Here is a 21,810-nt window from a genome sequence, read left to right on the forward strand (position 1 = left end):
CGATGCAGTTCGGGCGCACCTACGAGGAGTTCGAGGTCGGGGCGACGTACAAGCACTGGCCGGGCAAGACGGTCACCGAGTACGACGACCACCTGTTCTGTCTCCTCACCATGAACCACCACCCGCTCCACATGGACACCAACTATGCGGAGAAGACGACGGACTTCGGCAAGAACGTCGTCGTCGGGAACTACATCTACTCGCTGCTGCTCGGTATGTCCGTCCCGGACATCTCCGGCAAGGCGATCGCCAACCTGGAGATCGAGTCGCTCAAGCACGTGGCGCCGACCTTCCACGGCGACACGATCTACGGCGAGACGACCGTGCTGGACAAGTGGCCGTCGAAGTCGAAGAACGACCGCGGGATCGTCTACGTCGAGACCAAGGGCTACAAGCAGGACGGCACGCTGGTGTGCGTGTTCCGCCGCAAGGTGATGGTGCCGACCGAGACGTACATCAAGGAGCGCGGCGGCGAGCAGCCGGGCCGCCCGGAGCTGAAGCAGCAGGAGAAGTAGCCATGGCCCGTCTCGCCCAGACCGCTGGTCTGACGGACATCCAGCAGGAGATCCTCTCCACCGTCCGCGACTTCGTGGACAAGGAGATCATCCCGGTCGCGACCGAGCTGGAGCACCGCGACGAGTACCCGCAGCAGATCGTCGACGGCCTCAAGGAGCTGGGCCTGTTCGGCCTGATGATCCCGGAGGAGTACGGCGGCCTGGGCGAGTCCCTCCTGACGTACGCCCTCTGCGTCGAGGAGATCGCCCGCGGCTGGATGTCGGTGTCCGGCATCATCAACACGCACTTCATCGTGGCGTACATGCTCAAGCAGCACGGCACGCAGGAGCAGAAGGACTACTTCCTGCCGAAGATGGCGGCCGGTGAGATCCGTGGCGCCTTCTCGATGTCGGAGCCGGGGCTGGGCTCCGATGTGTCGGCGATCACGTCGAAGGCGGTCCGTGACGGGGATGAATTCATCCTGAACGGTCAGAAGATGTGGCTGACCAACGGGGGTACGTCGTCCCTGGTCGCCGTTCTGGTGCGAAGTGACGAAGGTCACCCCGAGGGCACCGCGCCGCACAAGTCGATGACCACGTTCCTGGTCGAGAAGGAGCCCGGCTTCGGTGAGGTCCGTCCCGGTCTGACCATCCCGGGCAAGATCGACAAGATGGGCTACAAGGGCGTCGACACCACCGAGCTCATCATGGACGGCCTGCGGATTCCGGCCGATCGCGTGCTCGGCGGGGTCACCGGCCGCGGCTTCTACCAGATGATGGACGGCGTCGAGGTCGGCCGCGTCAATGTGGCGGCGCGTGGCTGTGGCGTCGCTCAGCGTGCGTTCGAACTCGGTGTCCGGTACGCCCAGCAGCGTCACACCTTCGGCAAGCCGATCGCCCAGCACCAGGCGATCCAGTTCAAGCTCGCCGAGATGGCTACCAAGGTCGAGGCCGCGCATGCCATGATGGTCAACGCGGCACGCAAAAAGGACTCCGGGGAGCGAAACGACCTTGAGGCCGGGATGGCGAAGTACCTCGCCTCCGAGTACTGCAAGGAGGTCGTGGAGGATGCCTTCCGGATCCACGGCGGCTACGGCTTCTCCAAGGAGTACGAGATCGAGCGCCTCTACCGCGAGGCCCCGATGCTGCTGATCGGTGAAGGTACCGCCGAGATCCAGAAAATGATCATCGGCCGAAGGTTGCTCGAAGAGTATCGGTTCCAGGGCTGAATGTCTGGAAACGGGGTGTTTTCTTCGAGAAGAAGATCACACCCCGTAGGCACTCTTCGGCCGTCGACTCGGCTTCCTGACTTACCCAGTTGTGGCGCTTAGCCGCTACGATCGCCGGAAAGCCGCCGTCCCCCGTCAGAGCGCGGCATCATCCGCTACGAAGGTCATCCATGCCCCACAGCCAAACCTCTGCACATCGCGACAGCCTGGTCGGCGTACGCCTCGCGCGCGGAGCATCGCCGTGGCTTCTGCCGACCGTCGCCACCGCAGCCCTCAGCCTGGCCCGCGCGCGCCGCTCCGGCGCAGCGAAGGCCGTCGCCGTCCCCGCCACCGCGCTCGCGGCGGGGATGCTGTGGTTCTTCCGCGACCCCGAGCGTGAGATCGCCCAGGGCCGGGTCATCTCGCCGGCCGACGGTGTGGTGCAGAGCATCATGCCGTGGAAGGACGGACGCACCCGGGTCGCGATCTTCATGAGCCCGCTCAACGTCCACGTCAACCGCGCTCCCCTGGCCGGCACCGTGACGTCGGTCGAGCACGTCCCCGGCGGTTTCGTTCCTGCTTTCAACAAGGAGAGCGAGAACAACGAGCGGGTCGTGTGGCACTTCGACACCGAGCTCGGTGACATCGAGATGATCCAGATCGCCGGCGCCGTGGCCCGCCGTATCGTCCCCTACGTCCCGCAGGGCACCAAGGTCGAGCAGGGGGAGCGGATCGGCCTGATCCGCTTCGGCTCGCGCGTCGACCTGTACCTGCCGGAGGGCGTCGAGGTCGCGGTGGAGGTCGGCCAGAAGACCGTGGCTGGGGTGACTCGCATTGACCGTGACTGATCCCGGGACGCAGCCGGGCTGGGTCCCGGAGGCGGATGCGGAGGACGAAGAGGAGGAGATGCCCCTCTCTCTGCGCCTCTCGATAGCGGACACCCTCACCCTGGGCAACGCCACCTGCGGCTTCATGGCGGTGTACTTCACCACCACCGGCATCCTGATCCCGCACCTCACCGGCAGCCAGGAAACCGGCATGGCCCGCCACAGCGCGGCCACGGCGGTCATCCTCATGCTCTGCGCCGCGGTCTTCGACCTGTTCGACGGCCTGGTCGCGCGCAAGCTGCGCTCCTCCCCCATGGGCGCCGAACTGGACAACCTCTCGGACCTGATCAGCTTCGGCCTGGCCCCGGCGTACTTCGTCCTGGTCTACGGCATGGTCGCCGACGACGCGCACCAGCGGGTGGCGGCGGTCGGCGCGATCGTCGTCCTGCTCGCCGTGGTGCTGAGACTCGCGAGATTCTCCTGTGTGACGCCGACGAACGGCATGTTCCAGGGCATGCCGAGCCCCTTCGGCGCGCTGACGGTCGTCGCGATCGTGCTGCTTGAGCTGCCGTTCGTGGCGACGCTGCTGGCGATCCTGGGCACCGCGTGGCTGATGGTGAGCCGCGTCGAGTACCCCAAGCCGCGGGGCCGCCTGGCCGGCGCGATGCTCACCTGGATCGTGCTGAGCATGGGTCTGCTGGTGGCCTGGGCCTTCGGCGCCCCCAGCGGGCAGCTGCTGCTGCAGACGGGCTGCGCGCTGCAGCTGGTCATGGGCGCGGTGATCCCGCTGTTCGCCACGGCCCGCCGGGTGAACAACTTCCGCGACAACCGGCGCGAGGCGCGGGCGGCCCAGCCGTAGCGCTCCGCTGGGTGGGGCCCCGGACCGGGTTGGGTTCGGGGCCCTTCGCTTGTCCGGAACCCGGCGTTGGTGCGGACCTCGCTGGGGGCTGCCGCCCCCAGACCCCCGCTTCGGCCCTGAACGGGCCTCGTCCTCAAACGCCGGACGGGCTGGTTGTTGCCGACCGGCGCTGAAAGGTTCGAGCGGCGGGGGCGAGGAAACCCGAGCTCAGCCCAGGAAGTCCCGCGCGATCCGCTCCGCCGTCCGCTCCAGGATCGGACCGGCGTCCGCGATGCACTTCGCCACGTCCGGCTCGACCTCCGTCAGCGGGTACGCCCGCCGGATCCCCGCCTGCCCCAGCGCCTGAGGCGTCAGCGCAAGCCGCCCGCACACCGCGACGACCTCCTTGCCCGCCGCCCGTGCCGCCGCGGCAACCCCCGCCGGAGCCTTGCCGTGCAGGGTCTGCTCGTCCAGCGACCCCTCGCCGGTGATCACCAGATCCGCCCGCTCCAGCGCGGGCGCGAAGCCCAGTACGTCGAGCATGACCTCGATGCCGGGCCGGAAGCGCGCGCCGATCAGCAGGGCGCCGTACCCGATGCCACCCGCCGCACCGGCCCCCGGCGCCCCGGCGTACTCGCCCGCCTTCGGCCCCACGGCCTCCTCCAGCACCTTCGCGAAGTGCCCCAGCGCCGCGTCCAGCGTCGCCACGTCGTCCGGCGAGGCCCCCTTCTGCGGCCCGTACACCGCGGGCGCACCCTTCGGCCCGGTCAGCGGATTGTCGACATCGCTGGCCAGCACCAGCTCCACCGAGGAAAGCCGCGCGTCCAGCCCCGACAGGTCGGCGGACGCCAGCTCGCCCAGCCCCCCGCCGCCCGGCGTCACCGGCTCCCCGTCGGCCGTCAGGAACCGCGCCCCGAGCGCGGACAGCATCCCCGCGCCGCCGTCCGTGGTCGCACTGCCCCCGACCCCGAAGACGATCGTGCGCGCCCCGGCGTCGAGGGCGGCCCGCAGCAGCTCCCCGGACCCGTACGTGGACGCCGTCAGCGGCGCGAAGACCCCGGCCGGCAGCCGCTGCAACCCGCTCGCCTCGGCCATCTCCACCACCGCGGTGTCGCCGCGCAGCGCGAACGCGGCCGTCACCTCGTGCCCAAGGGGCCCCGCGACCCGTACCTCACGCCGCTCGAACCCGGCCGCGACCGCCGCGTCCACGGTCCCGTCGCCGCCGTCGGCCACGGGCAGCGCCTCCACGGCGAGGTCCGGCACGACGCGGCGCAGCCCGGCCGTCACCCGCTCGGCGACCTGTACGGCCGTCAGCGACCCCTTGAACTTGTCCGCGGCGATGAGCACCCCGCGGGCGCCGTCCACAGCGTCAGCCACCTTGTCTTCCCCTTGCTCTCCGGGCCCCGCGCACGTCAGGGCCAGTCGCGCCGCTGCGACCTTAACCGCAGGACACCCCCCACGTCATGCCCCTGCCCGGTCCCCGGAATCCCCCGGCTACCGGCTGAGGAGGGCCTGTGACGGTGGCCGGAAGTGGGTAAACCGGAACCATGACCCCTGTGGGCAGCGAGCCAGAGCTCGCCGACCGCGTCCTGGGGGGCTGGCTGGGCCGGATCGCGGGCAACATGCTGGGCAAACCGGTCGAGCAGGGCGACCTGTGGACGCGGGACCGTATCGACGACTACCTGCGGCAGGCCTCCGCCCTGCCCCTCACCGACTACTTCCCCGAGCCGCCGCCCGGCGGTTCCGCCATCGAACTGCGTCCCGAGTGGCGTCAGTGCGTCCGGGGCCGTATCCACGGCAGCTGCCGCGACGACGACGTCGACTACGCGATCCTCGGCCTGGACCTGCTGGAGACCCACGGCTTCGGCTTCAGCACCGAGCAGGTCGGCGACCTGTGGCTGCTGCGGCTGCCGTATCTGCAGACCTTCACGGCCGAGCGGGCGGCGTACCGGAACCTCGCGAGCGGGCTGAAGCCGCCGCTGACGGCGACGTACGACAACCCGTACCAGGAGTGGATCGGCGCTCTGATCCGCGCCGACATCTACGGCTGGACCTGCCCCGGCGCGCCCCGCCGCGCGGCCGCGCGGGCCCGCCGGGACGCGGTGCTCTCGCACACCGGCAACGGCGTCTACGGCGCGATGTGGGCGGCGGCGCTGATCTCGGCGGCGTTCACCGCGCCCACCGTCCGGCACGCCCTGGACGAGGCGCTGGCCGTCGTCCCGGCGAGCAGCCGCCTGGCGCGCACGGTCCGCCGGGTCATCTCGCTCCACGAGACCCGGATGACCTGGGAGGACACGCTCACCACGGCGGCCGAGGAGACCGCCGGGCTGGGCTGGATCCACACGATCCCGAACGCCGCCGTGCTCACCGCGGGGCTGCTGTACGGCGACGGCGACTTCACGCGGACGCTCGCGCTGACCGTCCGCGGCGGCCTGGACACGGACTCCAACGGCGCCACGGCGGGCTCGGTGGCCGGCGTGCTGACCGGCGCGGACGCGATCCCGGCCCAGTGGAAGGAGCCCCTTGAGGACACGGTCCGCAGCGCGGTCTTCGGCTTCGACGGCGTCCGGATCAGCGAACTGGCGGAACGCACCCTGCGACTGGCGCAGGCGGAGTCAGAAGCGTAGGGCGGCGCGTTCCGGGGCCTCGTGCGCCGCAGAAGGCGGCCCTGTGCGCTGGTTACCCTGTCCAGGGTGACCACACCTGACTTCGCCACGTACATCGCGAGCCTGCCGCGCGTCCTCGCCGGTGCCGCCGCCCTCTTCCGGGACGCCGAGGGCCGTGTGCTACTCGTCGAGCCCAACTACCGTGACGGCTGGGCGCTGCCGGGCGGCACGATCGAGTCCGACGACGGCGAGACCCCACGGCAGGGCGCGCGCCGCGAGACCGCGGAGGAGATCGGCCTGGACCGCGAACTCGGGCGGCTGCTCGCCGTGGACTGGGTGCACGGAACGGCCCGGCCGCCGCTGGTGGCGTACCTATACGACGGCGGAGTCCTGAGCCCGGAGGACATCAAGGCGATCCGGCTGCAGGAGGAGGAGCTGCTGTCGTGGCGCTTCGTCGCGCCCGCCGACCTCCTGGACCACCTGCCCGGCGCCACGGGCCGCCGCGTGGTGGCCGCTCTGGACGCCCTGGAGAACGGCTCGGAGACGGTAGAGCTGGAGAACGGCCACCGGGTCGGCTGACCCGGTCCGAGGTCAGCCCTCCACGTCCCGCGGCTTGGCGTCGACCTCGCGCAGTGCCTCGTCCCGCTGGGCGATCCTGGCCTCCGTGCGGTGGCCGCGCTCGATGTAGTCGCGCAGGACGACCTCGACGGTGTCCTGGGGGTTGCCGACGCCCGAGAGCACCATGGCCTCCACGACGAGTTCGGCGTCGAGCGAGACGTTGACCTTTGCCATGCGCGGACCCTAGCAGCAGCCACGCCCAGCCGACCCGACAATCTGTTCGCCGTCCGCCCTCCCCGCCCTACCCTCGATCGCATGACCAAGCCCCTCGTCGCCATCCTCAGCGGCGCCGGCATCTCCACCGACTCCGGCATCCCGGACTACCGCGGCCCGAACGGCCTGTGGCGGCGGGATCCGGAGGCCGAGAAGCTCGTGACGTACGAGTACTACATGGGCGATCCGGAGATCCGTCGGCGCTCCTGGCAGATGCGGCGCAAGAACCGGACGCTGCAGGCGCAGCCGAACGCCGCGCACCGGGCGGTGGCGGAGCTGGAGCGGTCCGGGGTGCCGGTGCGGGTGATCACGCAGAACGTGGACGGGCTGCACCAGCTCGCCGGGATGCCCGCCCGCAAGGTGCTCGAACTGCACGGCAGCGCGCGGAGTGTGGCGTGCACGGGCTGTCATGCGCGCGGCCCGATGGCGGACGCGATCGCGCGCGTCGAGGCCGGTGAGGACGATCCGGCGTGCCTGGAGTGCGGCGGGATCCTGAAGTCGGCGACCGTCATGTTCGGCGAGCGCCTCGATCCGGTCGTGCTGGGTGAGGCGCTCGCCATCAGCAAGGCCTGCCAGGTGTTCATCGCCGTCGGGACGAGTCTGCAGGTGCAGCCCGCCGCCGGGCTCGCGGGGGTCGCCGCCGACCACGGCGCCCGCCTCGTCATCGTCAACGCCGAGCCGACGCCGTACGACGAACTCGCCGACGAGGTCGTACGGGAGCCGATCGGGACCGCGCTGCCGGAGCTGCTGCGCACGCTGAGTGACTAGAACAGGCCCTCGCCGCGCTCGAAGTCCAGCAGGCGCTGCTTGCGTTCCAGGCCGCCGCCGTAGCCGGTGAGGCTGCCGCTCGCGCCGATCACGCGGTGGCAGGGGACGATGATGCCGATGGGGTTCTTGCCGTTGGCGAGGCCGACCGCGCGGGAGGCGTTGGGGTTGCCGAGGGCGTCGGCCAGTTCGCCGTACGAGCGGGTCTCGCCGTAGGGGATACGGCGGAGCTGGTCCCAGACGGTGCGCTGGAAGGGGGTGCCGTTCAAACGCAGTTCGAGGGTGAACTCCTTCAGCTCACCGCCGAAGTAGGCCGTCAACTGGTCGATGGTCTCACCGAAAGGCGTCTCGTCCCGTTCACCGAAGGTCTCCTCCGCCGGACGGTGGCACTGGTCGGTCATGTACAAGCCGCACAGGACGCCGTCCTCGGCGACGAGGGTGAGGGGGCCGTACGGGCTGTCGATGACGGTGTGCTGTCGCATGGGGAGTCCTTACACCGGAAGGAAGTTGATCGGGTGGCTGTCGGTCGCCCACAGGTACTGGACGGCGTACGCCCGCCAGGGGCGCCAGGCCGCCGCCCGTGCGGTGAGCGCGGACGGTGTGGACGGCAGGCCCAGCTCCCCCGCGGCACGGCGGATGCCGAGGTCGGTGGGGAGGAAGGCGTCGGGGTCGCCGAGGGCGCGCATCGCGATGACGTCGGCCGTCCAGGGACCGAAGCCGGGGAGGGCCAGGAGCTGGGCGCGGGTCTGCGGCCAGTCGCTCTCCACGCCCAAGTGCAGTGAGCCGTCGGCGAGTTGGCCGACGAGGGTGGTGAAGGTGGTGCGGCGGGTGCGGGGCATGGCGAGTGACTCGGGGTCCACCGACGCGAGCGCGTCCACCGACGGGAACAGGTGGGTGAGCCCGCCCTCGGGGTCGTCGACCGGCTCGCCGTGTGCGGTGACCAGGCGGGCCGCGTGGGTGCGGGCGGCGGCCGTGGAGACCTGCTGGCCCAGCACGGCCCGTACGGCGAACTCCGCCTCGTCGACCGTGCGCGGGACGCGGCGGCCCGGGGCCTTGTCGACCAGGGGCGCCAGCAGAGGGTCCTCCCGCAGCTGGTCGTCGACGGCGACCGGGTCGGCGTCGAGGTCGAGCATCCGGCGGCAGCGGCTGATGGCGACGGGCAGATCACGCAGGTCGCTGAGGGTGAGGCGGCAGGCGATGTGGTCGGGCTTCGGGGTGAGCGCCGCGATGCCGTGGCCGTACGGGAGGCGGAGGGTGCGGCGGTAGGCGCCGTCGCGCCACTCCTCCACGCCGGGTACGGCGGTGGCGGCGAGGTGGCCGAAGAGGTTGTCGGGGTTGAGCGGGGCGCGGAATGGGAGGCGGAGCGACAGGGCGCCCGGGGTGCCTCCGGCGGGCCCTCGCGGCGCCCGGGCGCGCAGGTCGCTGGGGGTGAGGGCGTAGACCTCGCGGACGGTGTCGTTGAAGGTGCGGATGGAGGAGAAGCCTGCCGCGAAGGCGATCTCCGCCATGGGCAGTGCCGTCGTCTCGATGAGCAGCCGGGCCGTCTGGGCGCGCTGGGCGCGGGCCAGGGCGAGCGGGCCCGCGCCGAGTTCGGCGAGCAGCTGGCGTTCGATCTGCCGGGCGCTGTAGCCGAGCCGGGCGGCGAGGCCGGGCACGCCCTCGCGGTCCACGACGCCGTCGGCGATCAGCCGCATGGCGCGGGCCACGAGGTCGGCGCGCTGGTTCCACTCCGGGGAGCCGGGGCTGGTGTCCGGGCGGCAGCGCTTGCACGCCCGGAAACCGGCCTGCTGGCAGGCCGCCGCGCTCGGGTGGAACACCATGTTCTCCGGCTTGGGCGGCACGACGGGGCAGCTGGGCCGGCAGTAGATCCCGGTGGTCAGGACGGCGGTGAAGAACCAGCCGTCGAAGCGCGCGTCCTTGGCCTGAACGGCCCGCAGACAGCGCTCGGTGTCGGTGTGCATCCCCTTCTGCATGCGTCCAGCATCGACCACCGGACGGGCCGACGCTGGCGAGAATCCGACATCAACCTTCGCTGTCCTGGACCACCCCGGATCGCCACGCCGACTCCCGCAGCAACCGCAGCCCGTTCAGCCCCACCAGCACGGTCGACCCCTCGTGCCCGGCGACACCGAGCGGCAGCGGCAGATGACCAGCCAGGTCCCAGACCACCAGCACGGTGATGAACGTACCGGCGATGACGAGAACCCCACATCAACCCTTGCTGTCCTGAACCACCCCGGATCGCCACGCCGACTCCCGCAGCAACCGCAGCCCATTCAGCCCCACCAACACGGTCGACCCCTCGTGCCCGGCGACACCGAGCGGCAGCGGCAGATGACCAGCCAGGTCCCAGATGACCAGCACCGTGATGAACGTACCGGCGATGACCAGGTTCTGGACGACGAGGCGGCGGGCGGCCCGGGACAGGCGTACGACCGCCGGGACGGTGGCGAGTTCGTCGCGTACGACGACGGCGTCCGCGCTCTCCAGCGCGAGGTCGGCGCCCGCGCTCCCCATCGCCACGCCGGAGTGCGCGGCGGCGAGGGCGGGCGCGTCGTTGACGCCGTCGCCGACGAAGAGCACCTTGCGGCCGCGGTCCTGGAGTTCCCGTACGGCCTTCACCTTGTCCTCGGGCAGCAGGTCCGCGCGGACGTCCGTGAGGCCGGTGGCGTCGGCGACGCGGGCGGCGGTGTGCGCGTTGTCGCCGGTGAGCAGGACGGGCGCGGTGCCGGTCAGGGCGGTGAGGGCGGCGGTGGTCGCGGGGGCGTCGGCGCGGAGGCGGTCGGTGAGGGCGAGGGTGCCGTCGCGGAGGACCCGTACGACGGTGGCGCCGTCGTCCCGGCCCGCGTCGCCCTCCGCGCGGCCGACCCGCACCTCGCGCCCGTCCACCACGGCCGTGACGCCCAGCCCGGGCAGGGCCGTGAAGTCCTCGGCCGCCGCGATGGGCAGCCCCCTGCCCCGGGCCGCGCTCACGATCGCCCGCGCCAGCGGATGCTCGCTGGGATGCTCGGCCGCCGCCGCGAGGGCGAGCAGCCCGTCCTCGTCGAGCCCGGAGCCCAGCAGCGGTCGTACGTCCGTCACCTCGGGCGCGCCCTCGGTGAGCGTGCCCGTCTTGTCGAGCGCCGCGGTGTCGATCTCCCCGAGCCGCTCCATCGCCACCGCCGACTTGACCAGCACACCGTGCCGCCCGGCATTGGCGATCGCCGACAGCAGCGGCGGCATCGTCGCCAGCACGACCGCGCACGGCGAGGCGACGATCATGAAGGTCATCGCCCGCAACAGCGCGTCCGCCAACTCTGCGCCGAAGGCGAGCGGCACGGCGAACACGGCGAGCGTCGCGGCCACCACGCCCACCGCGTACCGCTGCTCGACCTTCTCGATGAACAGCTGCGTCGGCGCCTTGGTCCGGGACGCCTCCTCGACCAGCGTCACGATCCGGGCGATGACCGACTCGGCGGGGTCGCGCTCCACACGGACACGCAAGGCGCCGTTGCCGTTGAGGGTGCCCGCGAAGACCTCGTCGCCGGGGCGCTTGAGCACCGGCAGGGGCTCGCCGGTGATGGTCGCCTGGTCGGCCTCGCTGGTGCCGTCCAGCACCTGGCCGTCGGCGCCGATCCGCTCCCCCGGCCGGATCAGCAGCACGTCCCCGACAGCGAGTTCGGACGTCGGCACGGTCTCCTCGCGCCCGTCGGTCGTGAGCCGGGTCGCGGTCGTGGGGGCGAGGTCGAGGAGCCCGCGCACGGAGTCGGCGGTGCGGGCGGTGGCCAGCGCCTCCAGCGCGCCGGAGGTGGCGAAGATGACGATCAGCAGGGCCCCGTCGAGGACCTGCCCGATCGCCGCCGCGCCCAGCGCCGCGACGATCATCAGCAGGTCGACGTCGAGGGTCTTCTCGCGCAGCGCCCGCAGCCCCTCCAGCGCCGGTTCCCAGCCGCCGGTGACGTACGCGACGGCATACAGCGGGCCGAACGCCCAGGCGGGGGCGCCGCCGAGGTCCAGGGCGAGGCCGAGCAGGAAGGCCACCAGCGCGGCCAGCGCCCAGCGTGCCTCGGGCAGGACACGAGCCACCATATAGGAACGTATGAAGAGTCATTCATGCGTTCATATACGACGGGTACGATACCGGTCATGGGTCATGGAGCCGTCACCCCCGCAGCCGTCGAGCGCGTACGCCTGGACGAGGCCAACGTCGCCAAGGTGGCCACCACACTCCAGGCCCTGTCCACCCCGTCCCGCCTGCTGATCCTGGCGCGGCTGCGCGAAGGGCCGTTGCCGGCCACGGAGTTGGCGGCCGAGGTCGGCATGGAGCAGTCCGCCTGCTCGCACCAGCTGCGGCTGCTGCGCAACCTCGGGCTGGTGGTCGGCGAGCGGCGCGGCCGGTCGATCGTCTACGCGCTGCACGACCACCACGTCGCCGAACTCCTCGACCAGGCCGTGTACCACGTGGAGCACCTGCGGCTGGGCATCAGCGACGTCGCCGAGTAGGGCGGTTCAGCGGGCGGGTTCCCGGTACGAGGCCAGCGCCCAGATCACGAACACGTCGATCGCCATCATGACGACCGACCAGACGGGCTGGTACGGCAGGAAGAGGAACTGCAGGATCAGGCTCAGTGCGGCCAGGGTGATACCGGCGACCCGTGCCCAGGCCGCCCCCATCAGCAGACCCCAGCCGGTGACGGCGACGAGGACGCCGACGACCAGGTGGATCCAGCCCCAGCCGGTGAGGTTCAGCTCGTAGACGTAGGTGCCGACGCGGGCGTAGACGTCGTCCGCGGCGATCGCCGCGATGCCCTGGAGCACCGCGAGCAGACCACCGCACAACATCAGCACACCGGCGAACACCGTGCCGCCGGTCACCCACCCCTCACGGCGGCCCATCGGTGCGGCCTGCGGTCCCGTCGGATGTGCAGCGTGCTGAGCCATGGCGGCCGTCCCTTCGTTCGGGTGACTCCAGCCTCCGGGCGCCTCCGGGGGTGCCGCCATTCCGGTTACTCCGGTCGGGTGACACCCGGGGAGGCACAAGGCCGCCACGGGGATGGGTGCTCACATGTTGATCATGTGGCCGGCCAGGCCGTGCACGGCCTCCTGGATCGCCTCGCCGAGGGTCGGGTGGCCGTGGACGTTGCGGGCCACCTCGTGGACGGTGAGGTCCCACTTCTGGGCCAGGGTCAGCTCGGGCAGCAGCTCGGTGACGTCGGGGCCGATGAGGTGGCCGCCGATCAGCTCGCCGTACTTCGCGTCGCTGATCAGCTTCACGAAACCGGTGGTGTCGCCGAGGCCGTGCGCCTTGCCGTTGGCGGTGAACGGGAACTTGGCGACCTTGACGTCGTAGCCGAGGTCGCGGGCCTGCTCCTCGGTGTAGCCGAAGCTGGCGATCTGCGGCTGGCAGTACGTGGCGCGCGGGATCATCACGTAGTCGAGCTCCATCGTCTCGGCGTCCGCGATGGTCTCGGCGGCGACCACGCCCATGGCCTCGGCGGCGTGCGCGAGCATCAGCTTCGCGGTGACGTCGCCGATGGCGTAGATGTGCGGGACGGAGGTGCGGCAGCGGCCGTCGACGTCGATCGCGCCGCGGTCGGTGACGGTCACGCCGGTGTTCTCCAGGCCGTAGCCGGTGACGTTCGGCGCGAACCCGATCGCCTGGAGCACCTTGTCGGCCTCCAGAATCTGCTGGGAGCCGTCCTTGGCGGTGACCGTAACGCGGACCTGCGGGCCGGACTCGTCGATGGCGTCGACGCGGGTCGAGGTGAGCACGTCGATGCCCAGCTTGCGGTACTGGCGGGCGAGTTCGGCGGAGACCTCGGCGTCCTCAAGGGGGGCGGCGCGGTCCAGGAACTCGACGACGGTGACCTTCACGCCGTAGTTGTTCAGGATGTACGCGAACTCGACACCGATCGCGCCGGCGCCCGCGATGATGATCGACTGCGGCAGCTCCTCGGCGAGGATCTGCTCCTCGAACGTCACCACGCGTGAGGTGCGGCGGGTGCCGGGCAGCAGCTTGGGCGTGGCGCCGGTGGCGATGATGCAGTTCTCGAAGCCGATGGTGCGGGTGGTGCCCTCGTAGTCGGTGACCTGGAGGGTGTGCGGGTCGAGGAACGTGCCGCGGCCGTCGTACTCCGTGATCTTGTTCTTCTTCATCAGGTAGTGGACGCCCCTGACCCGGCCGTCGGCGACCTTGCGGCTGCGCCGGAACGCCTCGCCGTAGTCGAAGGTGATCTGTCCGTCGGCCTTGATGCCGAAGGTCTTGGCCTCGCGGGTGACGATGTGCGCGAGCTCGGCGTTGCGCAGCAGAGCCTTGGTGGGGATGCAGCCGACGTTCAGGCAGACGCCGCCCCAGTACTTCTCCTCCACGACGGCGACGCGCTTGCCCAGCTGGGCGGCCCGGATGGCGGCGACGTAGCCGCCGGGGCCCGCTCCCAGAACGACGACGTCGAAGCGCTCGTCCTGCTCGTCCATGCGTCAGGTCCCTTTCGGTGTGGTGGGTAAGGGATCGCGTGCGTAAGGGATTCTTTCGCCCTGCTTCGCTCATCGCCACACTGATCTCTATGACGCCGGTCTCAGGCGCGGCGCCCGCCGCGCTCCCGCCGCATCCGGCGCCGTACGACCCACCCGTCCACGGCGGCGACCAGGGCGAGCGCGCCGCAGGCGACCGCGAGGCCGGTCAGCGGCGCGGGGCCGGGTGCGTCACCGGGTGCGGAGTTCGCGGCCCAGACGGCGAACAGCACGGTCGCCGCGACGAAGACCGGCAGGAAGACGGCGGTGAGCAGCATGCGCAGCCGCAGCGCGCTGCGGGCGGTGCTCGGCTCGGTGCCGGTCCTGGGGAACCGGCGGCCGATCATGCCGGACCGTGCGCGGGACACCGGTTGGCCACGGCCCATGGCGGTGCCTCCTTATCCGTGCTTTCCGAGCTTTCCGTGCTGCGGCCGTCAGTGGTTGGGGGCCGCCCGGCTGATGTCCGCCAGCGCGGAGTGCGGGTCCTCCGTGGTGGCGAGGTCCCCCAGGCTGACCATGCCGACCGGGCAGCCGCCGCGGTCGACGACGGGCAGCCTGCGGACCGCGTGCTGCCGCATCAGCTCGACGGCGTGGTCCGTCGTGTCGTCCGGCGCCACGGTCACCACGGGCGGACGGGTGCACAGCGAGCCGACCGGTGTGACGAGCGGGTCGCGGGCCTCGGCGACCGCCCGGACCGTGATGTCGCGGTCGGTGAGCACGCCGAACAGATCGCAGTCGTACGCCACCAGGACGTCGCCGATGTCCCGGTCCCGCATGACCTGGGCGGCCCGGGCCACCGTGGTCATGGGTTCGATCGACGCCGTGCTCGACGACATCACGTCACGTATGTACCTGGTCATGAACACCTCCTGGCCCGCTGGGTCAGCTGCCGTGCAGCGCTTCCAGCACGTCCTCGTCCGTCAGCTGTTCGAAGTCCTCGTACCAGAGGCCGACCGCGTGGAACGGGCTCGGCCGCATCAGGCACACCACGTCGTCGGCCTCGTGGCGCAGCAGCTCGACGGCCTCGTGCGAGGCGACCGGCGCCGCGACGACCACTCGTTCGGGCTCCCGGTGCCGCACCGCGCGCACGGCTGCCCGCGCGGTCGACCCGGTGGCCAGCCCGTCGTCGACGAGGATGGCGGTACGTCCCTTCAGTTCGGCGGCGGGCCGGTCCTGGCGGTACCGCTGTTCCCTGCGGTGCAGCTCGGTCCGCTCCCGAGCCACGATCGGGGCCAGCTCGGCCTCGCTCAGGCCCAGCTGCTCCAGGGCCCGGGTGTCGAAGTACGGCGGCTCGTCGCCCGCGATCGCGCCGACCCCAAACTCTTCGTGGAACGGCGCTCCGATCTTGCGGACCACCAGCACGTCGAGCGGCGCGCCGAGGGCCCGCGCGACCTCCCGGGCCACCGTGACGCCGCCGCGGGGCAGGGCGAGGACCACGGGATCCGGGAGTGTCCCTTTCTCCTGCAGAATGCGCAGATGCTCGGCCAGTTCCCGGCCGGCGTGCGCGCGGTCACGGAAACTCATGTGCTCCCCTTCCGCCACGGGGCCCTTCTTCTCGCCCTGTGGTGGTACGGGTTTCCAGCGTGCGGCGCCCGAACCCCGAGATCGTCCGTGGGTGCCGGGCGCCGCTGTCGCGTTGCCCCTACTCGGTGGCCGTGGGCCGACGCGCCGCCGCCATCGCGTCCCGTACGTCGCTCAGCGGGCGCAGCCGGTAGGTGTAGGCGTAGTCGCGGTCGGCGAACAGCTTGTACTCGTTGTGGGTGTGCGCGCCCCAGCTGTTGTCGCCGCCCACGCCCATCTGCCGGTGGTTCACCCGCAGCACGACCGCGTCGCGCGGGGTGAGCTGGTAGTCGTGCCGCACGCCGGATGACAGGTCCTCCGGCGTGAAGTAGGACGCGTTGACCTCCACCAGCGGCTCACCGCAGATCAGCAGTCCGGCACCGTCGCGCCCGGTCAGCGCGGCCCAGCGCACGTCGGTCCGGTTGCCGTTCTCCTGCGGGCGGATGTATGGCGTCCACAGATCGGCAACGGCTGCCGAGTACACGCCGACGTCGGTGCCGCTGTCGCGGTCCCAGTAGTTCTCCTCGGGGCCACGGCCGTAGTAGTGCAGCCGGTCCAGGCGCCCGGGCAGGAACAGCAGGGTGCCGACCTCGGGGATGTACGGCAGGTTCGCGGCGCCCGGGTGCAGGGTGTGGTCGACCTTGATCTCACCGTTGCCGAACACCGTGTAGGTGGTGGTGTACGTCGACTCGGTCGTCGTGGGCAGGGTGCCGCTGACCTTGATCTCGACCGCCCGGTCCCGCAGGGCGCGCACGCTCACCCCGGTCACCTCGCGCAGGGCGCCGGCGTCCCGCCAGGTCTGGTTGCGGGTGTGCTGGCCGTTGCCCTTGTCGTTGTCGGTGGGCGCCCGCCAGAAGTTCGGCGCCGGGCCCGAGGTGATCAGGCGGGTGCCCACGGCCTCGTACGAGGTGATGACCCCGCTGTTCTTGTCGACGGTGACGGAGAAGCCCCTTCCCTTGACGGTGACGGACGCCTCGGCGTCGTCGTACGTCAGCGCCGGGACGCGCGCCAGCGGCACCGGTGTCACGGCCGGGCTGCCGACGTCGACGGGCAGCTGCTGCCGGGCGACCTCGAAGCCCGCCTTCGCCCACTTGGTGGGTTCCTTGGTGGTGAAGGACAGCTGGAGGAAGTACTCCGCGCCCGGCGTCGGGTTGCCGGGCCGCCGTACGGGGAGGGTGATGTCCTTGCTCGACAGCGGCGGTACGTCGAGCTGGCCGCGGGTGAGCCTGCCGCGCTGTACGGCCTTGCCGTCGGCCAGCAGGGTCCAGGTGCCGTCGTATTCGCGGAGGTTGGTGAACAGGTTCTCGTTGGTGAGGGTGACCGCTCCCCAGCCGGTGCCCGGCGTGACGTTGATCGCCTGGTAGACCTGCTTGACCTCGGTCGCCTTGCCGGTGAGGCCGCGGTCGGCGGTCACGATGCCGTCCGCCACGAAGTTCCCGTCGTTGGGGTTGTCGCCCCAGTCGCCGCCGTACGCGAGGAACGTTTTCTCACGCGGCTTCTTCTCGTCGAACCCGACCGTGGCCGCGTCGAACCAGAACCGTACTCCGTCGTCGCCGGGACCCCGGCTGTCGGAGGCCAGCTCACCGGCGCTCAGCGCACGGGCGTACACGCGCGCCCGGCGTATCGTGCCGCTGAACTCCCGGGTCCAGTTGTCGACGTCGGTGGCGAGCGCGAGGGGCGCGGTGTTGCTGCCGGGCCGGCGTGTGGTGGTCCGGGTGGCGCGGACGACGCCGTCGACGTAGAGGGTCAGCGTGCCGGCATCGGCGTCGAAAACACCTGCGACGTGATGCTCGGTGCGGGTCCAGCCCTCGGCTGGCAGGGCCCAACTGGCGGTGATCCACTGGCCGCCGCCGTGGATGAAGAACTCCAGGCTGTTGTTGGTCTGTTTCAGCGCGTACTGGGTGTCGCCCTTGGCGAGGATGGGCTGGTGGTACCCGGTGACGTGCGGGGTCACCCAGGCCTCCAGCGTCAGGGAGCCGGTGAGGTCGAGGGCGGGATCGCGGGCGAAGACGGTTCCGCCGGAGACGCCCTTGGCGCGGTCGAAGGTGCCGCCGGGCGCGAGGATCTCGCCGTTCAGCTTCCCTGGTCCGCTCTCCGTCAGCATCTTCCGTGTCGGGGTGGGCCAGTTGAGCGACTGGTCGACGAAGTCCCAGATCCAGCCGCCCTGGAGGACGTCGTGACGGCGGATGATGTCCCAGTACTTCCGGAAGTTGCCGTTCGAGTTCCCCATCGCGTGCGAGTACTCGATCATCACGTACGGCCGGGTGTCCGCGGCGTCCTTGGCGCGGGCCTCGACGCGCGCGGGGCTCTCGTACATCTCCGAGCGGATGTCGCTGACCCCGGGCCGGTCGTCACCCTCGTACTGGATGACGCGGGTCGGGTCGTAGGAGCGTATCCAGTCGTGCATGGCGACGAAGGTGCTGCCGCCGCCCGCCTCGTTGCCGAGCGACCAGATGACCACGGAGGCGTGGTTCTTGTCCCGGTGGACCATGTTCTGCGCGCGGGCCACGCACGCTCTGCTCCAGTCGGCGTGGTTGCCCGGGTACTCGCCGCGTATGCCGTGGGTCTCGACGTTGGCCTCGTCCACCAGGTACAGGCCGTACTCGTCGGCGAGTTCGTACCACAGCGGGTTGTTGGGGTAGTGCGAGGTGCGGACGGTGTTGATGTTCATCCGCTTGATGATCTCGATGTCCTCGACCATGTCCGCGCGGGTGAGCGCGGTGCCGCGCTCGGGGTGCATCTCGTGCCGGTTGGTGCCCCGGAAGGAGACGGGCTTGCCGTTGATGCGCATCAGCCCGTCCTTCAGCGCGAACTCGCGCAAGCCGACCCGGTGCGACAGCGTCTCGATCACCTTTCCGCGCGGGTCGCGCAGCCGCAGGACGGCGGTGTAGAGGTTCGGGTGCTCGGCCGACCAGAGCCGGGGCGCGGGTACGGCTCTGGTGGCCTGCACGGTGGCGTCCTCGCCGACCCCCGTGACGTCGACGGCCTGTTCCAACGGCCGCGACCAGACGGGGTGCCCGCGCTCGTCGTACAGCTGGGTCTCCACCGTGTACCGCCCGGCGCCGCCGTCGGCGTACGCCCGCACACTCGCGGTCACCGCCAGCTCGGCGGCCGTGTAGTCCTCGCTCAGCGGGGTGTCCAGCTTGAAGTCGCGCAGATGGACGACCGGTGTGGAGTACAGGTAGACCGAGCGGAAGATCCCGCTCAGCCGGATCATGTCCTGGTCCTCCAGCCAGTCCCCGTCCGAGTAGCGGTACACCTCGACGGCGATCTGGTTGGTGCCCGGCTTGAGGTACGAGGTGATGTCGTACTCGGCGGGGGTGTACGAGTCCTCGTGGTAGCCGACCAACTCCCCGTTGATCCACACGTAGTGGGCCGACTTGACGCCCTCGAAGTGCAGGAACGTCCGCCGTCCCGACCAGTTGCGCGGGACCGTGAAGGTACGCCGGTACTGGCCGACGGGGTTGTAACGGGTCGGGGCGGCCGGCGGCTGCGGCTCCTCGCCCAGGCCGTTGGGGCCCCACCACGGGTAGGTGATGTTGACGTAGATCGGGAAGTCGTAGCCGTGCAGCTGCCAGACGGAGGGGACCGGGATGGTGTCCCAGGACCGGTCGTCGACGTCGGTGCGGTAGAAGTCGGTGTCCCGGTCGGCGGGGCGGTCGACGTAGGCGAACTTCCAGGTGCCGTCGAGGTTCAGCCGGTACGGGGAGCGGGTGCGGTCGGCGGTCAGGGCCTGCCGTACGTCCGCGTACGGCATGAGCGTGGTGTGCGGGGGCTCGGTGCCCAGCCGGAACAGGTCGATGGCGCCGTTCCACTCCGGCGTTCCGTCCGCCGTCGCGCCGCGCGGGGCGGCGTACGCGGCGAGGGGCGACGAGGACAGGGCGAGCCCGCCGAGGACGGCGGCGCTGGTCTGAAGGAGTCGGCGGCGGCTGACGACGGGCCGGTCGGCGGGAGAGGGGTACGGGTGCGGCATGACCGTGTCCTTCCTCGGGACGTGCGCTGCACGAACTGAGGGCGGGTCACCTCACGGTGACAGGGCAGCCGTTGCCGTCGTGGTGCGAGGCGGCTCATGGGGACGGTGTCGGCTGCTGCGCCCGGATCACCCTAGGACTTCGAACACAACCCAAGCAATTGCCCCGTCGGAGTTTGTTGGTTCCTGATGGGCGTCGGGGGTGTCGGGTCAGCCCACCTGCGCCGCGAACGCCTCGTACGCCCGCTGGTCGAAGAGGACGAACTTGACCTCCTCGACCGATGTCCGTGTGGCCCGTACCGTCTCGACCGCGATCCGTGCGGCGTCGTCCATGGGCCAGCCGTAGATGCCCGCGGAAACGGCCGGGAACGCGATGGTCCGAGCGCCCAACTCGTCGGCGACGCGCAGGGATTCCCGGTAGCAGGAGGCCAACTGCGCGGAGCGGTCCTCCTGCTGGGAGTAGACCGGGCCGACCGTGTGGATCACCCAGCGTGCGTCCAGTTCGCCCGCCGTGGTGGCGACCGCCTGCCCGGTCGGCAGCCCGTTGCCGTACTGCGCGGCGCGCAGCTTGCGGCAGTCCTCCAGGATCGCGGGGCCGCCGCGCCGGTGGATGGCGCCGTCCACTCCCCCGCCGCCCAGCAGCGAGGAGTTGGCCGCGTTGACGATCGCGTCGGCGCTCTGCTCGGTGATGTCGCCCCGGACGAGCGTGATGGTGGGGGTCATGTCTGCCTCAGCCTCCTCCACACGGCCTTCGCCGCGTTGTGCCCCGACATGCCGTGCACGCCCGGGCCCGGCGGGGTGGCCGAGGAGCAGATGTACACCGCCGGGTGCGGGGTGCTGTACGGGAACAGGGACAGCTTGGGGCGCAGCACCGTCTGGAGTCCGCTGACCGCGCCGGAGGCGATGTCGCCGCCGACGTAGTTGGCGTTGCGGGCGGCGAGTTCGGGCGGTCCGGCGGTCGCGCGGGCGAGGACGCGGTCGCGGAATCCCGGGGCGAAGCGCTCCAGTTGGCGTTCGATGGTGTCGGTGAGGTCTCCGGTCCAGCCGCTGGGGACATGGCCGTACACCCAGAAGACCTGCTTGCCGTCGGGCGCCCGGGTGGGGTCGACGACGCTGGGCTGCACGGTGATGAGGAACGGCCGGTCGGGCGCCCGGCCCAGGCGGGACGCCTCGCGCAGCGCGGTGCCGATCTCCGCGCTGCTGGCGCCGATCTGCACGGTCCCGGCCTTGCGCGGCTCCTCGGCGGTCCACGGCACCGGGCCGTCCAGCGCGTAGTCGACCTTGAAGACGCCCGGTCCGTACCGGTACCCCTCGTAGTAGCGGCCGAAGCCCGCGATGCGGGCCAGGGCGGTGGGTGAGGTGTCGAAGACGTATGCGCGCGCGGGCGGCAGGTCGTCGAGGCGCTTGACCTCGTAGTCGGTGTGGATCGCGCCGTCGAGGTCCTTCAGGTAGGCGGCGAGCGCGTCCGAGATGGACTGGGAGCCGCCACGGGCGACGGGCCAGCCCCGGGCGTGCGCGGCGAGGGCGAAGACCAGGCCGATCGCGCCGGTGGCGAAGCCGGTAAGCGGGGCCATCACATGGGCGACGAGACCGGCGAAGAGGGTCTTTGCGGGTTCGTCGCGGAAGCGGCGGGTCAGCCAGGTGGACGGGGGCAGGCCGACCAGGCCGAAGCGGGCGAGGGTCACCGGGTCGCGGGGCAGCGCGGTGAGCGGCAGGGACATGAAGTCGCGGGCCAGCGTGTCCCAATGGTGCAGGAAAGGCTCGACCAGTCTGCGATACGTCCCGGCGTCACGCGGGCCGAGGGAGGCGGCGGTTTCGCCGACCGAGCGGGACAGGATCGCGGCGGTGCCGTCCGGGAAGGGGTGCGCCATGGGCAGCTCGGCGTGCAGCCACTCCAGGCCGTAACGGTCCAGGGGCAGGGCCCGGAACGCCGGGGAGTTGATGCCGAGGGGGTGGGCCGCGGAGCACGGGTCGTGGCGGAAACCGGGAAGCGTGAGCTCCTCGGTGCGGGCGCCGCCGCCGATCGCGTCCCGCGCCTCGAACACCGCCACGGAGAAGCCGCGGCGGGCCAGCTCCACTGCGGCGGTCAGTCCGTTCGGCCCCGCACCCACCACGACCGCATCGAGCATCGACGGCACCTTCGGACTCCTTCGTCAGCCGATGGCCACTCAGGATCAGGATATGCCGGGGTACTGACACTCCTCCGCGACGGGTGCCTGCGA

Annotated in this window: 21 protein-coding genes and 1 pseudogene; 8 read left to right on the plus strand and 14 right to left on the minus strand. The window is 71.2% G+C overall.

All coding sequences use genetic code 11. From position 1 onward, the window contains the following. Positions 1-2 precede the first annotated feature (2 nt). The 4 genes from SSP24_RS05175 (at position 3) to pssA (ending at position 3,388) form a co-directional block, all read left to right on the plus strand. The gene (locus SSP24_RS05175; protein WP_019757884.1) at positions 3-515 is read left to right on the plus strand and encodes a MaoC family dehydratase; all 513 of its coding nucleotides are present in this window, start codon (positions 3-5) and stop codon (positions 513-515) included. 2 nt (positions 516-517) lie between these two features. Next, positions 518-1,723: an acyl-CoA dehydrogenase family protein gene (locus SSP24_RS05180; RefSeq protein ID WP_141307575.1), complete on the plus strand. Its 1,206-nt coding sequence runs from the start codon at positions 518-520 to the stop codon at positions 1,721-1,723. Between the two features lie 170 nt (positions 1,724-1,893). Continuing rightward, the gene (locus SSP24_RS05185; RefSeq protein WP_141307576.1) at positions 1,894-2,550 is read left to right on the plus strand and encodes a phosphatidylserine decarboxylase; all 657 of its coding nucleotides are present in this window, start codon (positions 1,894-1,896) and stop codon (positions 2,548-2,550) included. After that, positions 2,537-3,388, plus strand: a complete 852-nt coding sequence (gene pssA, locus SSP24_RS05190) for a CDP-diacylglycerol--serine O-phosphatidyltransferase (protein WP_141307577.1) — start codon at positions 2,537-2,539, stop codon at positions 3,386-3,388. Before SSP24_RS05185 ends, pssA begins: the two co-directional genes overlap by 14 nt. Before the next feature lie 207 nt (positions 3,389-3,595). On the opposite strand, the gene SSP24_RS05195 is transcribed toward pssA, so the two are convergent. After that, on the minus strand, positions 3,596-4,744 hold the full coding sequence (locus SSP24_RS05195; protein WP_373306635.1) for a glycerate kinase: 1,149 nt from the start codon (positions 4,742-4,744) through the stop codon (positions 3,596-3,598). Between the two features lie 170 nt (positions 4,745-4,914). Between SSP24_RS05195 and SSP24_RS05200 the strand changes: the two genes are divergently transcribed. Both SSP24_RS05200 and SSP24_RS05205 read left to right on the plus strand, forming a co-directional pair. Then, positions 4,915-5,994 carry an ADP-ribosylglycohydrolase family protein gene (locus SSP24_RS05200; RefSeq protein ID WP_141307578.1) on the plus strand — a complete coding sequence of 360 codons (1,080 nt, stop codon included), beginning with the start codon at positions 4,915-4,917 and terminating at the stop codon, positions 5,992-5,994. A 66-nt stretch (positions 5,995-6,060) separates the two neighbouring features. Next, positions 6,061-6,552, plus strand: a complete 492-nt coding sequence (locus SSP24_RS05205) for an NUDIX domain-containing protein (protein ID WP_141307579.1) — start codon at positions 6,061-6,063, stop codon at positions 6,550-6,552. 12 nt (positions 6,553-6,564) lie between these two features. On the opposite strand, the gene SSP24_RS05210 is transcribed toward SSP24_RS05205, so the two are convergent. Next, a complete protein-coding gene (locus SSP24_RS05210; protein ID WP_141307580.1) occupies positions 6,565-6,765 on the minus strand; it encodes a type II toxin-antitoxin system VapB family antitoxin in 201 nt (66 codons plus the stop codon). Between the two features lie 81 nt (positions 6,766-6,846). On the opposite strand from SSP24_RS05210, the gene SSP24_RS05215 reads away from it, so the two are divergent. Further along, positions 6,847-7,572: an SIR2 family NAD-dependent protein deacylase gene (locus SSP24_RS05215; protein ID WP_141307581.1), complete on the plus strand. Its 726-nt coding sequence runs from the start codon at positions 6,847-6,849 to the stop codon at positions 7,570-7,572. Here SSP24_RS05215 and SSP24_RS05220 read toward each other — a convergent pair. The 4 genes and pseudogenes from SSP24_RS05220 to SSP24_RS05230 form a co-directional block, all read right to left on the minus strand. Continuing rightward, positions 7,569-8,051, minus strand: a complete 483-nt coding sequence (locus SSP24_RS05220; protein ID WP_141307582.1) for a methylated-DNA--[protein]-cysteine S-methyltransferase — start codon at positions 8,049-8,051, stop codon at positions 7,569-7,571. The two genes, SSP24_RS05215 and SSP24_RS05220, sit on opposite strands and share 4 nt — an antisense overlap. Before the next feature lie 9 nt (positions 8,052-8,060). Next, entirely contained in the window at positions 8,061-9,542 is a 1,482-nt protein-coding gene (locus SSP24_RS05225; protein WP_280527077.1) for a DNA-3-methyladenine glycosylase 2 family protein, read from the minus strand. Between the two features lie 49 nt (positions 9,543-9,591). Beyond that, a pseudogene (locus SSP24_RS42695) lies at positions 9,592-9,771 on the minus strand (hypothetical protein); the annotation flags it as partial. Positions 9,772-9,780: 9 nt separating this feature from the next. Next, positions 9,781-11,637, minus strand: a complete 1,857-nt coding sequence (locus SSP24_RS05230; protein ID WP_141307583.1) for a heavy metal translocating P-type ATPase — start codon at positions 11,635-11,637, stop codon at positions 9,781-9,783. Between the two features lie 57 nt (positions 11,638-11,694). Here SSP24_RS05230 and SSP24_RS05235 point away from each other — a divergent pair, with 57 nt between their 5' ends. After that, positions 11,695-12,051: an ArsR/SmtB family transcription factor gene (locus SSP24_RS05235; protein WP_141307584.1), complete on the plus strand. Its 357-nt coding sequence runs from the start codon at positions 11,695-11,697 to the stop codon at positions 12,049-12,051. 6 nt (positions 12,052-12,057) lie between these two features. On the opposite strand, the gene SSP24_RS05240 is transcribed toward SSP24_RS05235, so the two are convergent. The 8 genes from SSP24_RS05240 to SSP24_RS05275 form a co-directional block, all read right to left on the minus strand. Beyond that, positions 12,058-12,489 (minus strand): DUF7144 family membrane protein, encoded by a 432-nt coding sequence (locus SSP24_RS05240; RefSeq protein WP_229864767.1) that lies wholly within the window; start codon positions 12,487-12,489, stop codon positions 12,058-12,060. A 120-nt stretch (positions 12,490-12,609) separates the two neighbouring features. Continuing rightward, entirely contained in the window at positions 12,610-14,022 is a 1,413-nt protein-coding gene (gene lpdA / locus SSP24_RS05245; RefSeq protein ID WP_141307586.1) for a dihydrolipoyl dehydrogenase, read from the minus strand. Between the two features lie 101 nt (positions 14,023-14,123). Further along, positions 14,124-14,444: a DUF6343 family protein gene (locus SSP24_RS05250; protein WP_141307587.1), complete on the minus strand. Its 321-nt coding sequence runs from the start codon at positions 14,442-14,444 to the stop codon at positions 14,124-14,126. Between the two features lie 48 nt (positions 14,445-14,492). After that, positions 14,493-14,918 (minus strand): CBS domain-containing protein, encoded by a 426-nt coding sequence (locus SSP24_RS05255; RefSeq protein WP_141307588.1) that lies wholly within the window; start codon positions 14,916-14,918, stop codon positions 14,493-14,495. A gap of 22 nt (positions 14,919-14,940) precedes the next feature. Continuing rightward, entirely contained in the window at positions 14,941-15,582 is a 642-nt protein-coding gene (locus SSP24_RS05260) for a phosphoribosyltransferase (RefSeq protein ID WP_141307589.1), read from the minus strand. A gap of 118 nt (positions 15,583-15,700) precedes the next feature. Then, positions 15,701-19,591, minus strand: coding sequence for a glycoside hydrolase family 2 TIM barrel-domain containing protein (locus tag SSP24_RS05265; protein WP_141307590.1), 3,891 nt, complete (start codon positions 19,589-19,591; stop codon positions 15,701-15,703). Between the two features lie 207 nt (positions 19,592-19,798). After that, the gene (locus SSP24_RS05270) at positions 19,799-20,311 is read right to left on the minus strand and encodes an O-acetyl-ADP-ribose deacetylase (protein WP_141307591.1); all 513 of its coding nucleotides are present in this window, start codon (positions 20,309-20,311) and stop codon (positions 19,799-19,801) included. Further along, the gene (locus SSP24_RS05275) at positions 20,308-21,717 is read right to left on the minus strand and encodes a phytoene desaturase family protein (protein WP_141307592.1); all 1,410 of its coding nucleotides are present in this window, start codon (positions 21,715-21,717) and stop codon (positions 20,308-20,310) included. Before SSP24_RS05275 ends, SSP24_RS05270 begins: the two co-directional genes overlap by 4 nt. Positions 21,718-21,810: the final 93 nt, after the last annotated feature.

Source organism: Streptomyces spinoverrucosus (genome assembly GCF_006539505.1).
Taxonomy (GTDB): domain Bacteria; phylum Actinomycetota; class Actinomycetes; order Streptomycetales; family Streptomycetaceae; genus Streptomyces; species Streptomyces spinoverrucosus.